This is a genomic window from Pseudomonas sp. LAIL14HWK12:I10 (genome assembly GCF_900184205.1).
Lineage (GTDB): Bacteria > Pseudomonadota > Gammaproteobacteria > Pseudomonadales > Pseudomonadaceae > Aquipseudomonas > Aquipseudomonas kermanshahensis.
On record NZ_FXWU01000005.1, the window covers coordinates 319841 to 334225 of the forward strand.

The 14385-nt window shown below is 54.4% G+C and carries 13 protein-coding genes and 4 pseudogenes; 8 read left to right on the forward strand and 9 right to left on the reverse strand.

The features are described 5' to 3' along the window. Positions 1-24: 24 nt before the first annotated feature. The 4 genes and pseudogenes from QOS90_RS27625 to QOS90_RS13985 form a co-directional block, all read right to left on the reverse strand. Positions 25-1074, reverse strand: a complete 1050-nt coding sequence (locus tag QOS90_RS27625; protein WP_371259683.1) for a TniQ family protein — start codon at positions 1072-1074, stop codon at positions 25-27. Further along, on the reverse strand, positions 1067-1945 hold the full coding sequence (locus QOS90_RS13975) for a TniB family NTP-binding protein (protein WP_081255238.1): 879 nt from the start codon (positions 1943-1945) through the stop codon (positions 1067-1069). The genes QOS90_RS27625 and QOS90_RS13975 overlap by 8 nt, the downstream gene beginning before the upstream one ends. A gap of 5 nt (positions 1946-1950) precedes the next feature. Further along, on the reverse strand, positions 1951-3753 hold the full coding sequence (locus QOS90_RS13980) for a TnsB C-terminal domain-containing protein (RefSeq protein WP_081255239.1): 1803 nt from the start codon (positions 3751-3753) through the stop codon (positions 1951-1953). A 441-nt stretch (positions 3754-4194) separates the two neighbouring features. Beyond that, positions 4195-5273, reverse strand: a pseudogene (locus tag QOS90_RS13985) (tyrosine-type recombinase/integrase). A gap of 576 nt (positions 5274-5849) precedes the next feature. Here QOS90_RS13985 and QOS90_RS13990 point away from each other — a divergent pair. Then, positions 5850-6074: a DUF2188 domain-containing protein gene (locus tag QOS90_RS13990; protein ID WP_027915654.1), complete on the forward strand. Its 225-nt coding sequence runs from the start codon at positions 5850-5852 to the stop codon at positions 6072-6074. Further along, positions 6071-6526 (forward strand): HhH-GDP family DNA glycosylase, encoded by a 456-nt coding sequence (locus QOS90_RS13995; protein ID WP_027915655.1) that lies wholly within the window; start codon positions 6071-6073, stop codon positions 6524-6526. Before QOS90_RS13990 ends, QOS90_RS13995 begins: the two co-directional genes overlap by 4 nt. Here the strand turns inward: QOS90_RS13995 and QOS90_RS27630 are convergent. Continuing rightward, the gene (locus QOS90_RS27630; protein ID WP_081255333.1) at positions 6504-6833 is read right to left on the reverse strand and encodes a sensor histidine kinase; all 330 of its coding nucleotides are present in this window, start codon (positions 6831-6833) and stop codon (positions 6504-6506) included. The two genes, QOS90_RS13995 and QOS90_RS27630, sit on opposite strands and share 23 nt — an antisense overlap. Positions 6834-6959: 126 nt before the next feature. Between QOS90_RS27630 and QOS90_RS14000 the strand changes: the two are divergent. From QOS90_RS14000 to QOS90_RS14015, 4 genes and pseudogenes are all read left to right on the forward strand, one after another. Continuing rightward, positions 6960-7694: pseudogene (locus tag QOS90_RS14000) on the forward strand (manganese catalase family protein); the annotation flags it as partial. 16 nt (positions 7695-7710) lie between these two features. Next, positions 7711-7941 (forward strand): hypothetical protein, encoded by a 231-nt coding sequence (locus QOS90_RS14005; RefSeq protein WP_033695117.1) that lies wholly within the window; start codon positions 7711-7713, stop codon positions 7939-7941. A gap of 30 nt (positions 7942-7971) precedes the next feature. Beyond that, entirely contained in the window at positions 7972-8472 is a 501-nt protein-coding gene (locus QOS90_RS14010; RefSeq protein WP_027609205.1) for a YciE/YciF ferroxidase family protein, read from the forward strand. 227 nt (positions 8473-8699) lie between these two features. Beyond that, a pseudogene (locus QOS90_RS14015) lies at positions 8700-9042 on the forward strand (hypothetical protein). Positions 9043-9194: 152 nt separating this feature from the next. Here QOS90_RS14015 and QOS90_RS14020 read toward each other — a convergent pair. Then, positions 9195-9344: a hypothetical protein gene (locus QOS90_RS14020; RefSeq protein WP_155738207.1), complete on the reverse strand. Its 150-nt coding sequence runs from the start codon at positions 9342-9344 to the stop codon at positions 9195-9197. A gap of 14 nt (positions 9345-9358) precedes the next feature. Between QOS90_RS14020 and QOS90_RS14025 the strand changes: the two are divergent. Continuing rightward, a pseudogene (locus QOS90_RS14025) lies at positions 9359-9698 on the forward strand (IS5/IS1182 family transposase); the annotation flags it as partial. A 366-nt stretch (positions 9699-10064) separates the two neighbouring features. Here QOS90_RS14025 and QOS90_RS14030 read toward each other — a convergent pair. Both QOS90_RS14030 and QOS90_RS14035 read right to left on the reverse strand, forming a co-directional pair. After that, positions 10065-10538: a DMT family transporter gene (locus QOS90_RS14030; protein ID WP_027915656.1), complete on the reverse strand. Its 474-nt coding sequence runs from the start codon at positions 10536-10538 to the stop codon at positions 10065-10067. Between the two features lie 11 nt (positions 10539-10549). Beyond that, entirely contained in the window at positions 10550-11950 is a 1401-nt protein-coding gene (locus QOS90_RS14035; RefSeq protein ID WP_027915657.1) for an amidohydrolase family protein, read from the reverse strand. 140 nt (positions 11951-12090) lie between these two features. On the opposite strand from QOS90_RS14035, the gene QOS90_RS14040 reads away from it, so the two are divergent. Then, positions 12091-12999, forward strand: a complete 909-nt coding sequence (locus QOS90_RS14040) for a LysR family transcriptional regulator (RefSeq protein WP_027915658.1) — start codon at positions 12091-12093, stop codon at positions 12997-12999. Positions 13000-13468: 469 nt separating this feature from the next. Here QOS90_RS14040 and QOS90_RS14045 read toward each other — a convergent pair whose 3' ends face one another. After that, on the reverse strand, positions 13469-14374 hold the full coding sequence (locus QOS90_RS14045; RefSeq protein ID WP_027915659.1) for a LysR family transcriptional regulator: 906 nt from the start codon (positions 14372-14374) through the stop codon (positions 13469-13471). Between the last annotated feature and the right edge of the window lie 11 nt (positions 14375-14385).

Here is a 14385-nt window from a genome sequence, read left to right on the forward strand (position 1 = left end):
AGCAGTCGCAAAGCTTTAGGAACGTTATCGAATAAAACAAAAGGGCGCGGGATGGAGTCGGTGTGTCCCTACGCTACTAAGCCAACCCTCCACGAGATCAATGCAAGGGTTTTTATAAGCACATAATTTTTTGATTATCTCATCAGTTATTTGTGCTTCTATATCAGGAAAAAAGCTTATAAGGGGTGGTGGACTATATCGATAATTCCTGCTAAGTATGCGCCACATTGATACGCAAGAAGGGATGCCTAGGAATGCCCCAAGAGTAGCGAGTAATCTTGAGGTATGCAAAGGGTCAAACCGCGCAATATCGTTAGGTGCTAATCTAGCAGCGTTGTGACGATCGGCATCACTGCCGGCGTCGTGTGGCGTAAAAGATACGAGGGCAAGGTCCGTGTCGCAAAAACCCTTGACCAGAGTTATTGCGGTGGCATCAATTATCTGTAAGAGGTGGTTTGCTTTTATTGACCTTCCGGTAGGCAGATGCACTGTCGAATGTTTAAGGGCGTTTGCTAGCCAAAGCTGGAAGCGTAGCGCAGTCAGAAAGCAGCCAAGTTCAGGGCGCCGTAAAGAGGCAGCCAGGATGGCTTGATAGCTAAATTTATACCAAGGCGAGTCGCCTGATAGAGCAACAAAAACAGCATGACTTATAGTTTCATTAGTGTCCTCAGTAAAGTGATGGATCATCGACAACGGATGTAAGTGCACAGGGCAGCCAACGGACCATCGATGGAGCCAAGATCTTCTGTAAGCTGGATGGCGCCCTTGAGCCAGATCTTCAGCTATGCAGGAAATACAGTATTTTCGTCTCTGAGTGACGGGCGGAAGCCACAAAGCGGGGGTTGGCAGTAGGCTCTGGATCGCGCTAGGTGTGCAGCCCAGGATCTGAGAGGACAAGATGCACACTTGGGCATGCTTGATGCTGTCTGGATCAGTAATCCCTAAATGTGCCAATATTGCCGCCGTCTCAAAAAACTTTGGAACGCCTCGTTTTATACCGCGATTAAGCCACGAACTGAAGACCTCATCAGAGTAAGGCCGGTGCATGCCTACAAATAAGTGGTTACTACTCATACACCGAGCTCAGGTCAGGGAGGAAATCAGATCTTTTAAGCACATCAATACTAATGCGCTCGGAACCTTCAAGAATGGCCGTCATCGCAGCCCATTTGAGTCGATTGACGATATTGCGTGTTGTTGGTTCTAGTTGATTAACAAAATAATCAACTATCTCTTTGGACGCCAAATTAGATGGATGCATGAGGGGGATGCATTTTTCGTAGCTGGCCAGAAATGATCGAAATTCCTCGTCTGGCCTCCACTGCTCCAGTTCAAAAACCTGAAAGCGACTGGAGAGCTGTATGTCCATTCTTATTGCGTGCATAGCATCATGCGTGCCAAACACCACCAGTATGAGTGACATTGGAGGGCCAGAGATAAGCTTGAAGAAATTTAAATTCTTTCTCGCTTCGATTCGATTTACAGCCAGCAGGTGATTGAATTCATCCACGAGCAACATTCTGATTTTTCGGGCCTTAAACAATAGTTCCAACGGCCTAGGCAGTGCATCTTTCGTTACGCTGTGGGTAGACAGCCCGCACTGGTTACACAGCGCGGATATATTATTTCTCAACGTCGGATCTGACGGCAGCTTCAATTGCAGGTATGGTGCAGGTACGCCTTGTCGATGAGCCCATGATTCACAATCTTTCACGACGCGATCAAGCAGACTAGATTTTCCAACTCCTCCGGCACCTACGATCATCATGCACATTGCTTGTTCGTTATTGGGCAGGAAAAGTGAGGATTTGATTCTATTCCGGATATTCACTCCTGCGCTGTGATTCACCCACTTATCTTTATGAATGAAACCTATCCTCTCCTTGGTGGGCAGCGCCATTACGGACTGGCACAGTGTGTTGAGGTGCGAATAGTCGCTAGCCATCACATTCACTCCACGTCGTAAGTCTTTGGTTGACGGCTATAGTCCAGGCGAGGTGAGAGCTCTGGCACTATCCTCTTTAAATCTGCGGTGAACAAATTTTTTTGTTTTTCTTGCTCGCGTCTCATTTTTGCAGTCTTTTGTGTCGCTGCTGCAACCCTCTCGCGGTTTCTTTCAACTGCCGCGAATATCATTGAAACAGGCACTCTAGATTTGTTCTCGGCGCTCAGTTCCTTGCGTGCAGCCTTTAGTTCAGCGAGCGAGCAATCTGGTAATCTGATGTCCGAGTAGTCACACTGAATATAACTGCCTTCACCGTTTGGTTTTACCCAGATCTTACAGATTGACTGTGGGTTGAACTTGATAATGCAAGGTGTTTTAATGCTGAAGCGCTTGAGCGCCGGCGCATAATACTGCACTCCGTGGATAGTGACACCGCTTCTCTGGATTGAGCCTCGCTTAAATGGAAGAAAGTCTATGGCTAATTTCCTAAAATCTCCTACTATCGCTGGTGGAATTATTTTCCCATCTTTATTTTTGTGAGCGCTCTCCCATTTAAGCAGGGGAGAGCACCCCAGTTCGGAGTGCTCTTTCATGTGATAAATACCGACCTGCTCAATGATCCAGTCGCGCACTTCACTCAATGTCATTCCTGGCGCCTTTAGATTGGAGTATCTTGCCTTGTCTGCGACACTCGCGAGGATAGCGCCCGGCAAGCCACGCATAGATTTCATAAGGGTTCCGATGTATCGCTCGATGTGACCGCCATAATGTGGCGAACCAGGAGGGCGCCACGTTAATTTAATGTCATATTCTTTACATCCTGAAATGAACGCGGCAGAGCGAAAATCTTTGCCGTTATCGACATAAATGTGCTGGGGGAGCCCATACATAGGGTATTGAATTTCATGCAAATTGAGCTCTGATAACCAGCCGTGTTTAGGTGTGACCGAGTGCACTAAGCATGCAGCATTGGATACCGCGGAAGGATGGTGAAGGCTTAGATAAAAACCGATGACAGATCTGGTGTGGACGTCGATTGCAATCGTTAACCATGGGCGCCCAATCGGTTTTCGGCTGGTCGAATCGACGACGATAACGTCAATGATGCAGTGGTCTATTTGAACTAGCTCAAGCGCACGCTTAGTTAGATGTTTTCCTCCGCGCACCAGATGGTCCTGTCGAGATTTCTTTCCACCATGCAACCGTTTCGTATTGTCACTGGGGGAGCGCTGGCGTACTCTCAAGGCAATGGTCTTAGTGCTCGGCGCTGGGTAGCCAGCGTTCTCGCACATTGTTTTGACTGCTTCTGATATGGCGTTGATAGAGCTTCCAGGACCTTTGCTCGCGGTGATGGTACTGTCGATGATGTTCTCTACTTCGCTCGCAAGGCGTCGGGTACCAACTTTCCGTCCACGCTTCTCCTTTATCAGCGAGCTAAAACTCCCGCGCACATAGCGACGGATCAATGTGTAGGCATATGAACTACTACAGGCCAGGTCCTGAGCCACCGCTTCGGCAACTGGGCGACTGGCTGGTTCTTCAAGGTGCTTGGTGATGACATCATATTTTCTCTGGGCATCGCTCAGTTGTTCTGCATCGAAAGCCGAAATATCAAGGCTATCGTTTTTCAATGATGTCTGGAGAGTGGCATGATCAATTACGCACTGAATCTCGCAAATGTTGATTATTTTGATTTTGTGATAACTGTCAATTATCTGCAGCTTGTCAGCTTCTACCCAAGCTACTACTTCAGCTAAAGCGCCGTTATGAATTATTTTCGTACCTTCCGTCAATATGTGCCTGTGCATCGATTAACTACCTCGCGCAGCTCACGTAAAAAGTGGCATCGCGGTCGATGACTGGCAAGCGCAGATTGTCGGAAAAGGTCAGGCACTAGGTATAACATCATTATACCTTGTAAAAGTTGTTGTTCTTAAATATCAGCCAACCATTTGGCATCCATGCGGTACTTGCAGACCCTTTATGGGAGAGCTCTAGCACGCGCCTTGTGGGCTGGTAGGTAGAGTTTAGCAGCTCCGCTGATTACGTTCGTCGGGAGGCGCACGTTCCTGAGGGTTGGGCCGTACATTATTACGAAGAAGGTGCCGGAGAGCGGCCGCTCGACGGTCGGGTTAGCCTATTCAGGCTGTAAGCGTTTGTGACGCCAACCCGACTAATCAGCTTGGCGCCAGACCTAAACGCGAAAACCCTTGGAGCCGCGGGAGTGGGACGGGGTGCGAAGCGCAAGCTCACTCGGTTACTGGCATTTGTTTATCGTCGTCCTCTGGAGTTGGTGCTGGATACAGTTGGCTAGCACGGCTGCCCAGCAGAGAGCCTACCTGGAGGTTTCCCATCACCGTGCTGATGCTACGGTGTTCAGTTATCGCCATGACTTCATCAAGCGGCACGCCCTGTTTTCTAGCCTCAGTGAAGAATCCTGAACCTAGGCTGTGCGCTACCCAGTCGCAGTCAACGCCGGCCAGTGCTGCGCGACATTTAACGATGCGCGCGACCTGGTCACCGGACAGACCAGCAGCCGCGAACCCGCCATCTTTGTACAAGCGGTGAAATAGCGGACCCTCGCAGGCCGGTACTTCAGGAAGCCATACATTCAGCGCCGGAGCCGCCAGTCCCTCAAGCGGCTTTTCCCGCCGTACGCCGCTACTATCGGTTTTGGTTGCCCCGAGTGTATAAAGCCAGGTTTCGACGTCTAGGCGGCGCAGGTCTCCGATCTCTAAACCCACGATTTCCGAGCGGCGCTGGCCACCGCCGCTCTAGGCCCGCAACAGCAGGGCGCGTGCCACGCACGCCGTTATTGCAGGTGGCGAGCATCGCCTGCAGCGGCTCCGATACCACTGCGGTTTTCTTTCGCACGGATAAACCTTGGCGTGCCTGAGCCTTGCGTGTCTCACGCAGTAGAGCCTTCACCGCTGGAGCCTCACTTGGGTTATCCCATTTAGCCCAAACTGCCAAGCGGTGCTGAACGACAGTGGCCCCAGCTTTCCCGTGACTGTGGCCGCCATCAACGCGGCGTCGACGGCCGGCGGCAGCAGGTGTGTTTAACCGCCGATAGTATCGGGCCTGGTTAGGTGGTTGACGATGAACTGCACCGCAATCTCGGGCGGCAGCGCGCCATCGCCAAGCGACCGGCAATAGCGCAAACGCAGCCACGCCGCCGAGTATGCTAGGGCGCCCTGATAGCTGTGCACGGTATTGGCTGCGATGCCGGCGGTGATGATGCTTCAGCAGCGGCCCGGTTGTTGCCAGCCAGCTCTGCCAGCACCAGCGGCAGGGACGAAGGCATCTGTATCGGCTCTGTCAATTTCATATTGCTCAACGCGGCAATAGGTTCGGATAACCTGTGCTTATCAGACCTAATATAGCGAAGAGGTAGGCATGACGATATCCATGATCGTGAAGAGCAGCAATCGCCCCTTTGCGACCGCTGAGCGCTAACGGCTTTACCAAGTGCGACGCGCACTCTGTGGGGAGCGGGTTTTCCCGCTAAGCAGACGACGCGGTGGATGTCACCGGCTTTGCCGGTGTTGGCGGGTTAACTCGCTCCCACAAAGTCCGCTATCAGAGGCAAGGGCCGGCAAAGGCTCGCGCCCCACAGCGCGCCTCGGTCATTGATGATCGCGGTCGTAGCGGGTGCTTCAGGGCGATACAACGCGTTAACCCGGTCGCCTATCGCGTAGCCGAAGATCAACCCATTTTCGGAGTTCCTGATCATTCTGCCCGTGACGTCCCTAAATTCGATTTGTGGATGATCGCCGCGCGTTCACAGCGCCGACATTGCCTTGGGAGCGTTGGGCGTGAGAGGCGCCGATGCAACGGACGCAGCGGACGCCGACGAAGACATTCAGGACGACGGTCAAGTCATTTACGCATGAGGAGAAAGGCAATGGACAACTACCACCTGAGCCTAACCGCTGATGGCTGGGAGCTGAAGAAAACCGGTGCGGAACGAGCCGCCAAGCGCGCCGCTACGAAGCAGGGGTTGGTTGGTTCGCTGGCTGACTTCTTTGATGGCAAAACAGCTTCGGTGAAAATTCATAAAGCTGACGGCACCATCGAAGAAGAGCGTACCTACCCACGTTCGGCTGACCCGAGGCGTTCGAAGGGGTGATACCAGTTACCGCTGCAGGCCTGGGTATCAATGTCAGCGATTCGACCGGGCATGGGCTGTACAAGTGGCTGCTCGCGAGCTACCTGATCGGGAAGAGGATTCGTTCCTCCTTCGCCGTGGAGGAGTACCGGAACTTGGTTGATCGGCATGGCCTGGATACGCCGGAGAAGTTGGCCCGCTGTTCCCATCGGGATCTCGTAGGACTCCTAGGCCAGGCAGGTTACGCGCGATACGACGAGTCCACGGCGAAGCGGCTTCATGCTTTGAGTGTTCGGGCCGCTAGCGAACTCGATGTTCAGTTGATCTCGCTGAAAAAGAACGAGTTGGACACCTCTGCCTTCCAGGCCTGGCTTTTGAGCTTCGAAGGGGTTGGCCCTAAAACTCTCGAGATTTTTATGCGTGAAGCAGCAGCCCTCCTTGAGCACCGCTCTACAGCGGGATCGTCACGCTGAAGCAGGTGCCGCTCTCTTTAGAGGATGACACGTCGATTTTCCCTCCATGACTGGCGACGATTTCAGCTGCGATGAAAAGGCCTAACCCCAGGCCTTGAGAAGCTTTGCTACCCGTCTCGGTATAACCAGAGTATCGACGATCAGGATCAAACAAGGATGGCATAGCGGCTGGAGAGATGGGCTCTCCGGCGTTTCTGACTCCGAAGGTCATTGTGTTGTGGCTGCCTTTGAGGGCGACCTGGATTGGCTGCTGCAGGTCACCATGCCTGACTGCATTACCAATCAGGTTGGTAAATACCTGAGCCATTCGCTCTGGATCAAAACCACCCACGACCGGATCGGTATCATTGAATATAACCGTCGCGTTTGGCTCCCCAGAACTCAGTTCCTTGATTGTCGTCCGGCAGATCAAATTCAGCTCGGTGGGACTTTTGACAACCGGACCCGCAAAGACCTGCTGATGGACATCGCCACTGAAGAGCTGAGCCACCTGGAGATTGTAGGCTCGATAGTCGTGATGCTTAACAAGGGCGCCAAGGGCCGACTTGCTGAGGGGGTCGAAGAGGAGGGAGAGCTGTACCGAGCAATCAATGGCGCCGGTAACGATTCCCACATTACCAGCATCCTCTACGGCGCCGGCGCTCCGCTTACCAACTCGGCAGGGGTGCCCTGGAGTGCGGCCTATGTGGACACCATCGGTGAACCGACAGCTGATTTTCGCTCCAACATCGCTGCCGAAGCGCGGGCGAAGATCGTGTACGAGCGCCTGATGAACGTGACGGACGACCCAGGCGTGAAAGAGGCGCTGGGTTTCTTGATGACGCGAGAAATCGCACACCAGCTTTCTTTCGAAAAAGCACTGCACGCCATCCAGCCTAACTTCCCTCAGGGCAAGCTCCCTGGCATGCCGGAGTTCACCAACAAATATTTCAACATGTCGGGTGAGCCGAATGTGCGCGGCCCTTGGAATGAAGGCGAGGAGTGGGAGTACGTCGAGAATCCATCGGCTGCCGTTGATGGCGGAGATGGCACCGCTTCGGTAGAACTGGCCGCTCCTGATCTGGCGGTATTGGAAGCCATGAAGCTGGGGACGAGGTCCGATCCAGCCAGCAACCCGGTCACCGGCGCGGATCTTGGTTCAGGCTTGGTCAACGGTAAAGATGACTGAATTTCGGGAGGCCGCAATGAGCACTTTGAAAAGGAGGGATAAGGCTCAGGTCGGCATCGGCTTTGAGCATTTGATGAGCGCGGCGGTAGCAGAGTTCGAGGCCGACTCGCGCCTGGCTTGCCGAGCGATGCGAGTAAAGATGGCCATAAGCATGTTCGGCGTTGGCTCCCTGCTGCCCAACGATCTGCCCCCAAAGCTTCCCATTGAGTCCTCACACGAGAGCTTGGTCAGCCACACCCTGCAGTGAAATCGATTTTCAAACCCAAGGAGAATGACGATGGTTGCTCGCAAAACAGTTGAAGACCTGTTCATCCATGAGCTTTCGGATGTGTACAGCGCTGAGAAGCAGATCACCAAAGCATTGCCGCGTCTGGCTAGGGCATCTACCAATCCGCTGCTGGCGGATGCGTTCACTTCACACCTAGCGGAAACCCAGGGGCAGATAGAGCGCATTGACCAGTTGGTAGAGTCCGCTGGATTGAAACTCAAGCGGATGAAGTGCGTAGCCATGGAGGGTTTGGTTGAGGAGAGCAAAGAGCTGATAGATGAAATCGAGAAGGGGGCGGTGCTCGATGCGGCGCTCATCGGGGCATGCCAGAAGGTTGAGCATTATGAGATCGCCAGCTACGGCACCCTAATTGCGATGGCCAAGCACCTCGGTATGGAAGAGGCGGCCTCGCTGTTGGCCGACACGCTTGCAGAAGAAAAAGCTGCAGACGAGAAACTGTCAGCGATTGCCGAAGAAGGCGGCAACCAGGCCGCCACCCTCGAGAAGTAACGGGTCGGGCCCAGCCAAGGACGTGCTGGGCCTTCTAGGAATTTGTCATTTCCGCGATTTCTTTCTCGCAACGCGCGTCTTCTTATACAAAAAAAAATTCTTGTGGAGCATTTTGACCCGCCGGTCCGGTATCTCATCGGCGCGGTGGAAATCGGTCGCTATTCGGAGGTGATGCGCCCATGGTGGATAAATCCTTCAGCATAGACCTAGCGTCGTAAGAGAACGACATGCGCATTCGCGGTAAGGCTTTTTTGGGCATGGGCTGACCCCACGCTCCACCACCAGATCCATGATGAATCCCTCGCCGATGGTACAACCATTGACGTGCAAAGCAGGCTCTCTCGAGCTGGAGGAACTCAACTGTTCATCGGCGTGTACGCGCCAAGCGGCCTGGTTCTTGATGAACAATGTTTCGATTCACGACCGGGCCAGTCGATGACAACGGCTCTTTCCTGGGGCGTAGATATGGCCCTCCAGAGGGCGCGCGAGGCTTCATCTTCACTTTCTCAAACGGCTGACGTGTCGGATCGGTCTAAGGAGAGAGTGGAAGACTATGTCCGTATCCAGTGAGTCAGAAATTCAAGTTCAGCAAGCGCTGCTGCCAGTGTTTTCCGCAGCCGAGCAACTGAGGCTAGACCCTGAGGTCCTACGGCTCATGGCGATTGGTGGATTGACGCAGGACTCCCCTCCGGAATGGGTAACTCCGATTCTTCAACCAGAGGTCATTGAGTGGTTCCGCCGGCAAGCGAGATTTGCTGATCGGGACTGGCTCGAAGCTGCGCCTCGATGCCCTTGAGTTTTTGCATTTGCTGTTTCAGCTTTTCGACTTTAGTGCTGAGTAGCCACGACGCGGCATTACGACAGGCACTCATCGCGCCTGTTCCTCGATGGAGGACCGCCTGTTACTGCATACTGGTTTTCAGGATGCCGGAGTTGCTCCATGCAGAAGCAGTGTAAGACCGATAAAGAGCGGCGACTCAAGCGCTGCGAGCATGAAGCAGTAGGCGAGAGGGGCAAATCCGATTGGAGCAAGATCCGGAGATGATGAAGGTTCGCCTGGTGGAGCACACCTTTGGAACGAACAGATTCTGGAAGGGAAGCAACCAGTTCGTGACCAAAACCCTGCCGAGGTTAAGCACCGAAATGAGCCTTCACGTGCTCGCCTCCACAAACGCATGGTGAGCATTTTCGGCATCGCAGAGCTACTTGAGGCGATCAGGGCGTAACCCCGCCGTTTGCTGGCCCGTAAACAGCTACATGGGCCGCTGACGCGGCCCGTGTAGCACTAAAAATGTCTATTTTTCTGGGTGAGTGTATTTACGCTCTCGCCTGATGATTCCGCAGGTAATCTGCTCGGTTCTCAATTATCGATGCGATTCCTGCGTTTTTCCACAGCCTGGATCGATAGCGGTCAGTCGTTAAGGGCTGCCAGCAGCCAGAAATGATCACACTGAGTCCTCTACCGAGCTTCCCGTACTCAGTTAACCCTCGTAATCGCTCTTCTGTCAGTTCTCCTGCGGCAACCGCTTCGGCTTCAAGCTGCACTCCATCGGTATCAGTGGCTTTCAAGCGAGAGGGGTTAACCACGGGAGTCAGCTGGATACAAGCCCTGACCACCGGTCACCAAACAGGGCGATTGCCAAGCCTCCGAGCATCACGATTACCCCGGCCAACTTGAAACCAGATACCGGCCTCTCGACTGCCCCGAGCAGTCCCAAGTGATCGATAACTAGGGACGAAATGATCTGCCCGGCGATGGCGAGGCCAAGCAGCGCTGAAAGGCCTATTTTTGGCGCGAGTACGACGTAGCTGAGCAACGCGCCGGCACCTAGCAGACCACCTAGAAGGCTCCACAAAGGCTGGGCAGGGATAGCCGCGATTGAAGCCACTATCCCGCCACGCATCAACGAAAAGATGCCCAGGCATAGCGCACCGGCAGTAAAAGAAAACAGTGCCGCCGCTACGGAATCTCCACCCACACCTTTAGCGAGTTGGCCATTCAGCGTGGTCTGCAGGGTGATACCAAGCCCCGCGCAGATAGCCAGTAGGTAGTAGGCTGCATTCATTTAACGCCTCCTTACTTGGCTGACTCAAGCGGCAAGAATGCCTCGGCAAACATATCCGGCTGATAGCCAGCAGCAGCAAACAGATGTTCACGGGACTCGTCGATCGCCGCGCGCAGCTTTTCGCTATTCACACCCAGAACCTTGCCGCCCTGCTTGACGATACGCCCGCCGATCATGACAGTGTCGACATTGCTGCGCTCTGCCGCATGTACCACGGTGCCGAAGGCATTACCTGACGGATAAAGGTTGATGTCCTGCGCATTGATAAGGATCATGTCAGCCTGTTTGCCGGGAACCAGGCTGCCGATTTTGTCATGCAAGCCAGCGCAGGTGGCGCCGTCGACAGTCGCGGCTTTGAGCAGAACATGGGCGGGCAGGGTCACCACCGGATGATGGTCTTCGCTGCAGCAGCGCTGCTGATGCATGCCCAGGACGCGCTGCAGATAAAACGCTACCCGCATCTCCATGAACATGTCGCCGCTGTAGGACGTTTCGTTATCAACGCTCAGCCCAGGGCTGATGCCATGACGCTGAGCCGCCTGCATGGCGAACATTCCATCTTCAATGCCGTAGTGGGCATCTGAACGCGGGCATACGTTGACCCGCACGCCAGCCTCGCGAAGGATCTTCCACCCGGCGTCCGGCAGCGCGGTGCAGTGGTTGAAGATGTTGTCAGAGCGCAGCAGCCCCTCGCGATGCAAGCCTTCCAATTCAGCTGCCATGTCCCCACCAAAAAACTCGGTGATGATCGGTAATCCCAGGCGCCTGGCCTCAGCCCACAGCTCAGGTTCCAGCTGCGCCATCACTGCCAGTGAGAGCAGCGGGTTGTCACCGTTCTTGATGTATTTGTCCTGCAGACGCTCGAGGTTGCCCGGCCAGTGGGCTTTGTCCCACTCACCCGCCACCGGCGCTCCCGAAGCATGTACGGCGCGTATGCCTGCATCGAGCAGCGCCTCTACTGCGGCATCGGAGTGCGCACCGGTGCGGCTGTTATGCGAGTTGTCGACAAGGGTCGTGATACCAGCATCGATACAGCCCAATGCACTCAGCAGATTGCCGATATACATGTCCGCCGGACGGTAATATTTGGCGAACGAAAAGTGGGTGGCGTTGCAGTAATCCTCCAGGGTTGCGGCGTTCGGATTAATTCGCCGTAGTTGCCCCTCCCAGGAGTGACGGTGGGTATCGACCATGCCCGGCATGGCGATCATGCCGGATGCCTCAATCACAACAGCGTCGCCGGCTTCGAGATTTTCATCGATGGCCGAGATGGTGCTGCCTTCTATGAGGATATCGCCACGCGCCAGATTGCCGATGTCGCCGTCCATGCTCAGCACAGTTGCGCCGCGGATAAGTGTGCGTCCGGCCGGAGCGGCTGGAGCCTGCACTATGCTGCGGTTGTATTCACCCATTTCAGTACCCCTCTTCGAATTTCGTTGGAAGCAATGTACGCAATGCGATACTGCGGGAAAAAGATGGTAGAACTGTTTTTATTATTCAATTTATGCGAATAATAATGCCTCCTTTCATTGCTCCAAGGCTGTTACCCGTCATGGACCGTATTCAAGCAATGCAGGTTTTCGTCCGTGTGGCTGAGGCAGGAAGCTTTAGCCAGGCGGCGCAGACGCTCTCTCTACCGGCCTCAACGGTGACCAGCAGCGTTAAAAACCTTGAGAAGTACCTGCAGGTGCGCCTGCTGAACAGAACAACGCGGCGGGTTAGCCTGACGCCTGAAGGCGCCCAATATCTGGGGCAATGCAGGGAAATATTGGGACTGATCGAACGCACGGAGACCAGCCTGACGGATTCCGTGAAACGGCCGCAGGGACGTTTGCGCGTCGATATGCCGGGCGGCATTGCCCACTTCATCGTCATTCCAAACCTGCAAGACTTTTACCGGCGCTACCCGGATATTTACCTGATGATAGGCGTCAACGATCGGCAGGTTGACCTGCTTCAGGAGGGAGTCGACTGCGTCATTCGTACAGGCGAGCTTGATGACTCAACGCTCGTTGCGCGACCACTAGGCCGTTTTCGCTGGGTGACCTGTGCATCTGCTGCCTATCTCGAAGAGAACGGTACTCCGCAGACTCCGCGAGATTTGTCTCGTCACCGGGCCATCCATTACTTCTCGGGCCGTGCAAGGCAAGCAGGTGAGATGCGCTTCGCCCGGGGCGACGAGAAAATCTCAGTACCGGTCAAGGGCACAGCAGCCGTCAACGAGACTGGGCTCTACATCAAAATGTGCCTTGAAGGCTTTGGGCTCGTGCAACTCGCCGAGAATGTTGTTTCCGAACATCTACGATGGGGGCGGCTGGTCGAAGTGCTTGCTGACTGGCAGCCTGACCGGGTTCCTGTACACTTGTTATATCCACATCAGCGCTTTCTATCACCAGCTGTGCAGGCGTTCGCTGACTGGATCGCTGGGCTAGTTCACGACGGCGGTTCGCATGCTGGCTGATAAGGAGATGAAAGCTTCTCCGGACTAAAATGCCAATCACTATTGGCGTTTATGGGATGGTTGAATGGTGCGCCTGGCTTGGCCCAGCAGTAGTGGACCATGGCTGCAATTAAAAAAACGACGCATTCCGCTGCTCCTGAAAATGAGCCGTGTCGTCAGCTTCATTTGCACGCAAACCGATGAACGTCAGGCCGAGCATTATGCTGGCGCCCGAGCCGAAGCGCAGGGAGGAGGCCCTCAACATGGCGTAGCCTGGCGCGTAAATGATCCTAATGAGGAGTTAGGTAATTTTGCCCGTCCATTTCGGCTCGGAAGCGGCTCAGTCTATGACCGGGCCATGCGGGCGCGTATACCCTTGCCGTGCTGCGCACACTGCGCGTAGCGCAGCCCGGCCAGCAATACCCGCCGACGTATGCTGCTAGCCCCTTTATGACTTGGCCTCCGTGACTACCCCTGATCTGCAATAGCCTTATCTGCGCAAGGTTTCAAATAGAAATGCCCTGAACCATTGATTGCCGGCATCAGCGTCGTAGGCACCATGCCAATGAACGGTAGACTCGACCCCCGGCATCTCCACTGGCAGCGGGTAAATCACGAAATCATTCGAATGATTCAGCGCATGTGCGACGCCTTCAGGTAGGGTGACCATCCACCCTGTATGCCTGAGTATCTGCGGCACAACTGTAAAGTGGGGTACCCTCAAAGCGATGTGTCGATTCAGGCCACGTGAGGCCAGAGTGTCCTCGATGGCTAAGTGGCTGCTGTCAGTGGAGGTGACACTGACATGGGAGAGGGCAAGAAAATCCTCCACGCTGATTTTCCCGGCCGGAAGTCCGTCACGCTTGCGAGTCATGCAGGCGTATTGCTCTCGGAACAGGGATTGGTACCGGGTGGTTGTTTTCAGTGTGGGCAGGTTACCAATTGCGAAGTCCAGTTGCCCCATACGCATCCGCTCGACCACCATGGCGACGGGTACCAGCTCTGATGAGAGCCTAATGGCCGGCGCAAGCGTTTGAAGCCGTTCACAAAGCGACGGCAGGAACACCTGTTCGCCGATGTCTGACATACACAAACGGAACTCCCGGTCGCTAGTACCAGGATCGAAGGGTTCGGTTTCATTCAGAGCATCGCGTATTGCCGTGAGTGCCCGTCCGATCGGTAGGGCGATCCGCTCGGCGGTCTGGGTCGGCATCATGCCTTCCGGCGTGCGTACGAATAGCGCATCATCAAAAAGCTTGCGAAGTCGACCCAAGGCGTAACTTACAGCAGGTTGTGTAATCGCCAGGCGTCCAGCCGCGAGTGTCAAGCTGCGTTCCTCCATTATGGCCTGAAAAACCCTAAGCAGATTTAGATCGACATCATTCAAGTTGCGCATTCGTATAAATA

Bases quoted from the DNA above. Each gene is read 5' to 3' on its own strand.
- QOS90_RS27625 (WP_371259683.1), bottom strand. From the start codon at position 1,074: ATGAGTAGTAACCACTTATTTGTAGGCATGCACCGGCCTTACTCTGAT.
- QOS90_RS13975 (WP_081255238.1), bottom strand. From the start codon at position 1,945: ATGGCTAGCGACTATTCGCACCTCAACACACTGTGCCAGTCCGTAATG.
- QOS90_RS13980 (WP_081255239.1), bottom strand. From the start codon at position 3,753: ATGCACAGGCACATATTGACGGAAGGTACGAAAATAATTCATAACGGC.
- QOS90_RS13990 (WP_027915654.1), top strand. From the start codon at position 5,850: ATGGACAACTACCACCTGAGCCTAACCGCTGATGGCTGGGAGCTGAAG.
- QOS90_RS27630 (WP_081255333.1), bottom strand. From the start codon at position 6,833: ATGGCTCAGGTATTTACCAACCTGATTGGTAATGCAGTCAGGCATGGT.
- QOS90_RS14005 (WP_033695117.1), top strand. From the start codon at position 7,711: ATGAGCACTTTGAAAAGGAGGGATAAGGCTCAGGTCGGCATCGGCTTT.
- QOS90_RS14010 (WP_027609205.1), top strand. From the start codon at position 7,972: ATGGTTGCTCGCAAAACAGTTGAAGACCTGTTCATCCATGAGCTTTCG.
- QOS90_RS14020 (WP_155738207.1), bottom strand. From the start codon at position 9,344: ATGAGTGCCTGTCGTAATGCCGCGTCGTGGCTACTCAGCACTAAAGTC.
- QOS90_RS14030 (WP_027915656.1), bottom strand. From the start codon at position 10,538: ATGAATGCAGCCTACTACCTACTGGCTATCTGCGCGGGGCTTGGTATC.
- QOS90_RS14035 (WP_027915657.1), bottom strand. From the start codon at position 11,950: ATGGGTGAATACAACCGCAGCATAGTGCAGGCTCCAGCCGCTCCGGCC.
- QOS90_RS14040 (WP_027915658.1), top strand. From the start codon at position 12,091: ATGGACCGTATTCAAGCAATGCAGGTTTTCGTCCGTGTGGCTGAGGCA.
- QOS90_RS14045 (WP_027915659.1), bottom strand. From the start codon at position 14,374: ATGCGCAACTTGAATGATGTCGATCTAAATCTGCTTAGGGTTTTTCAG.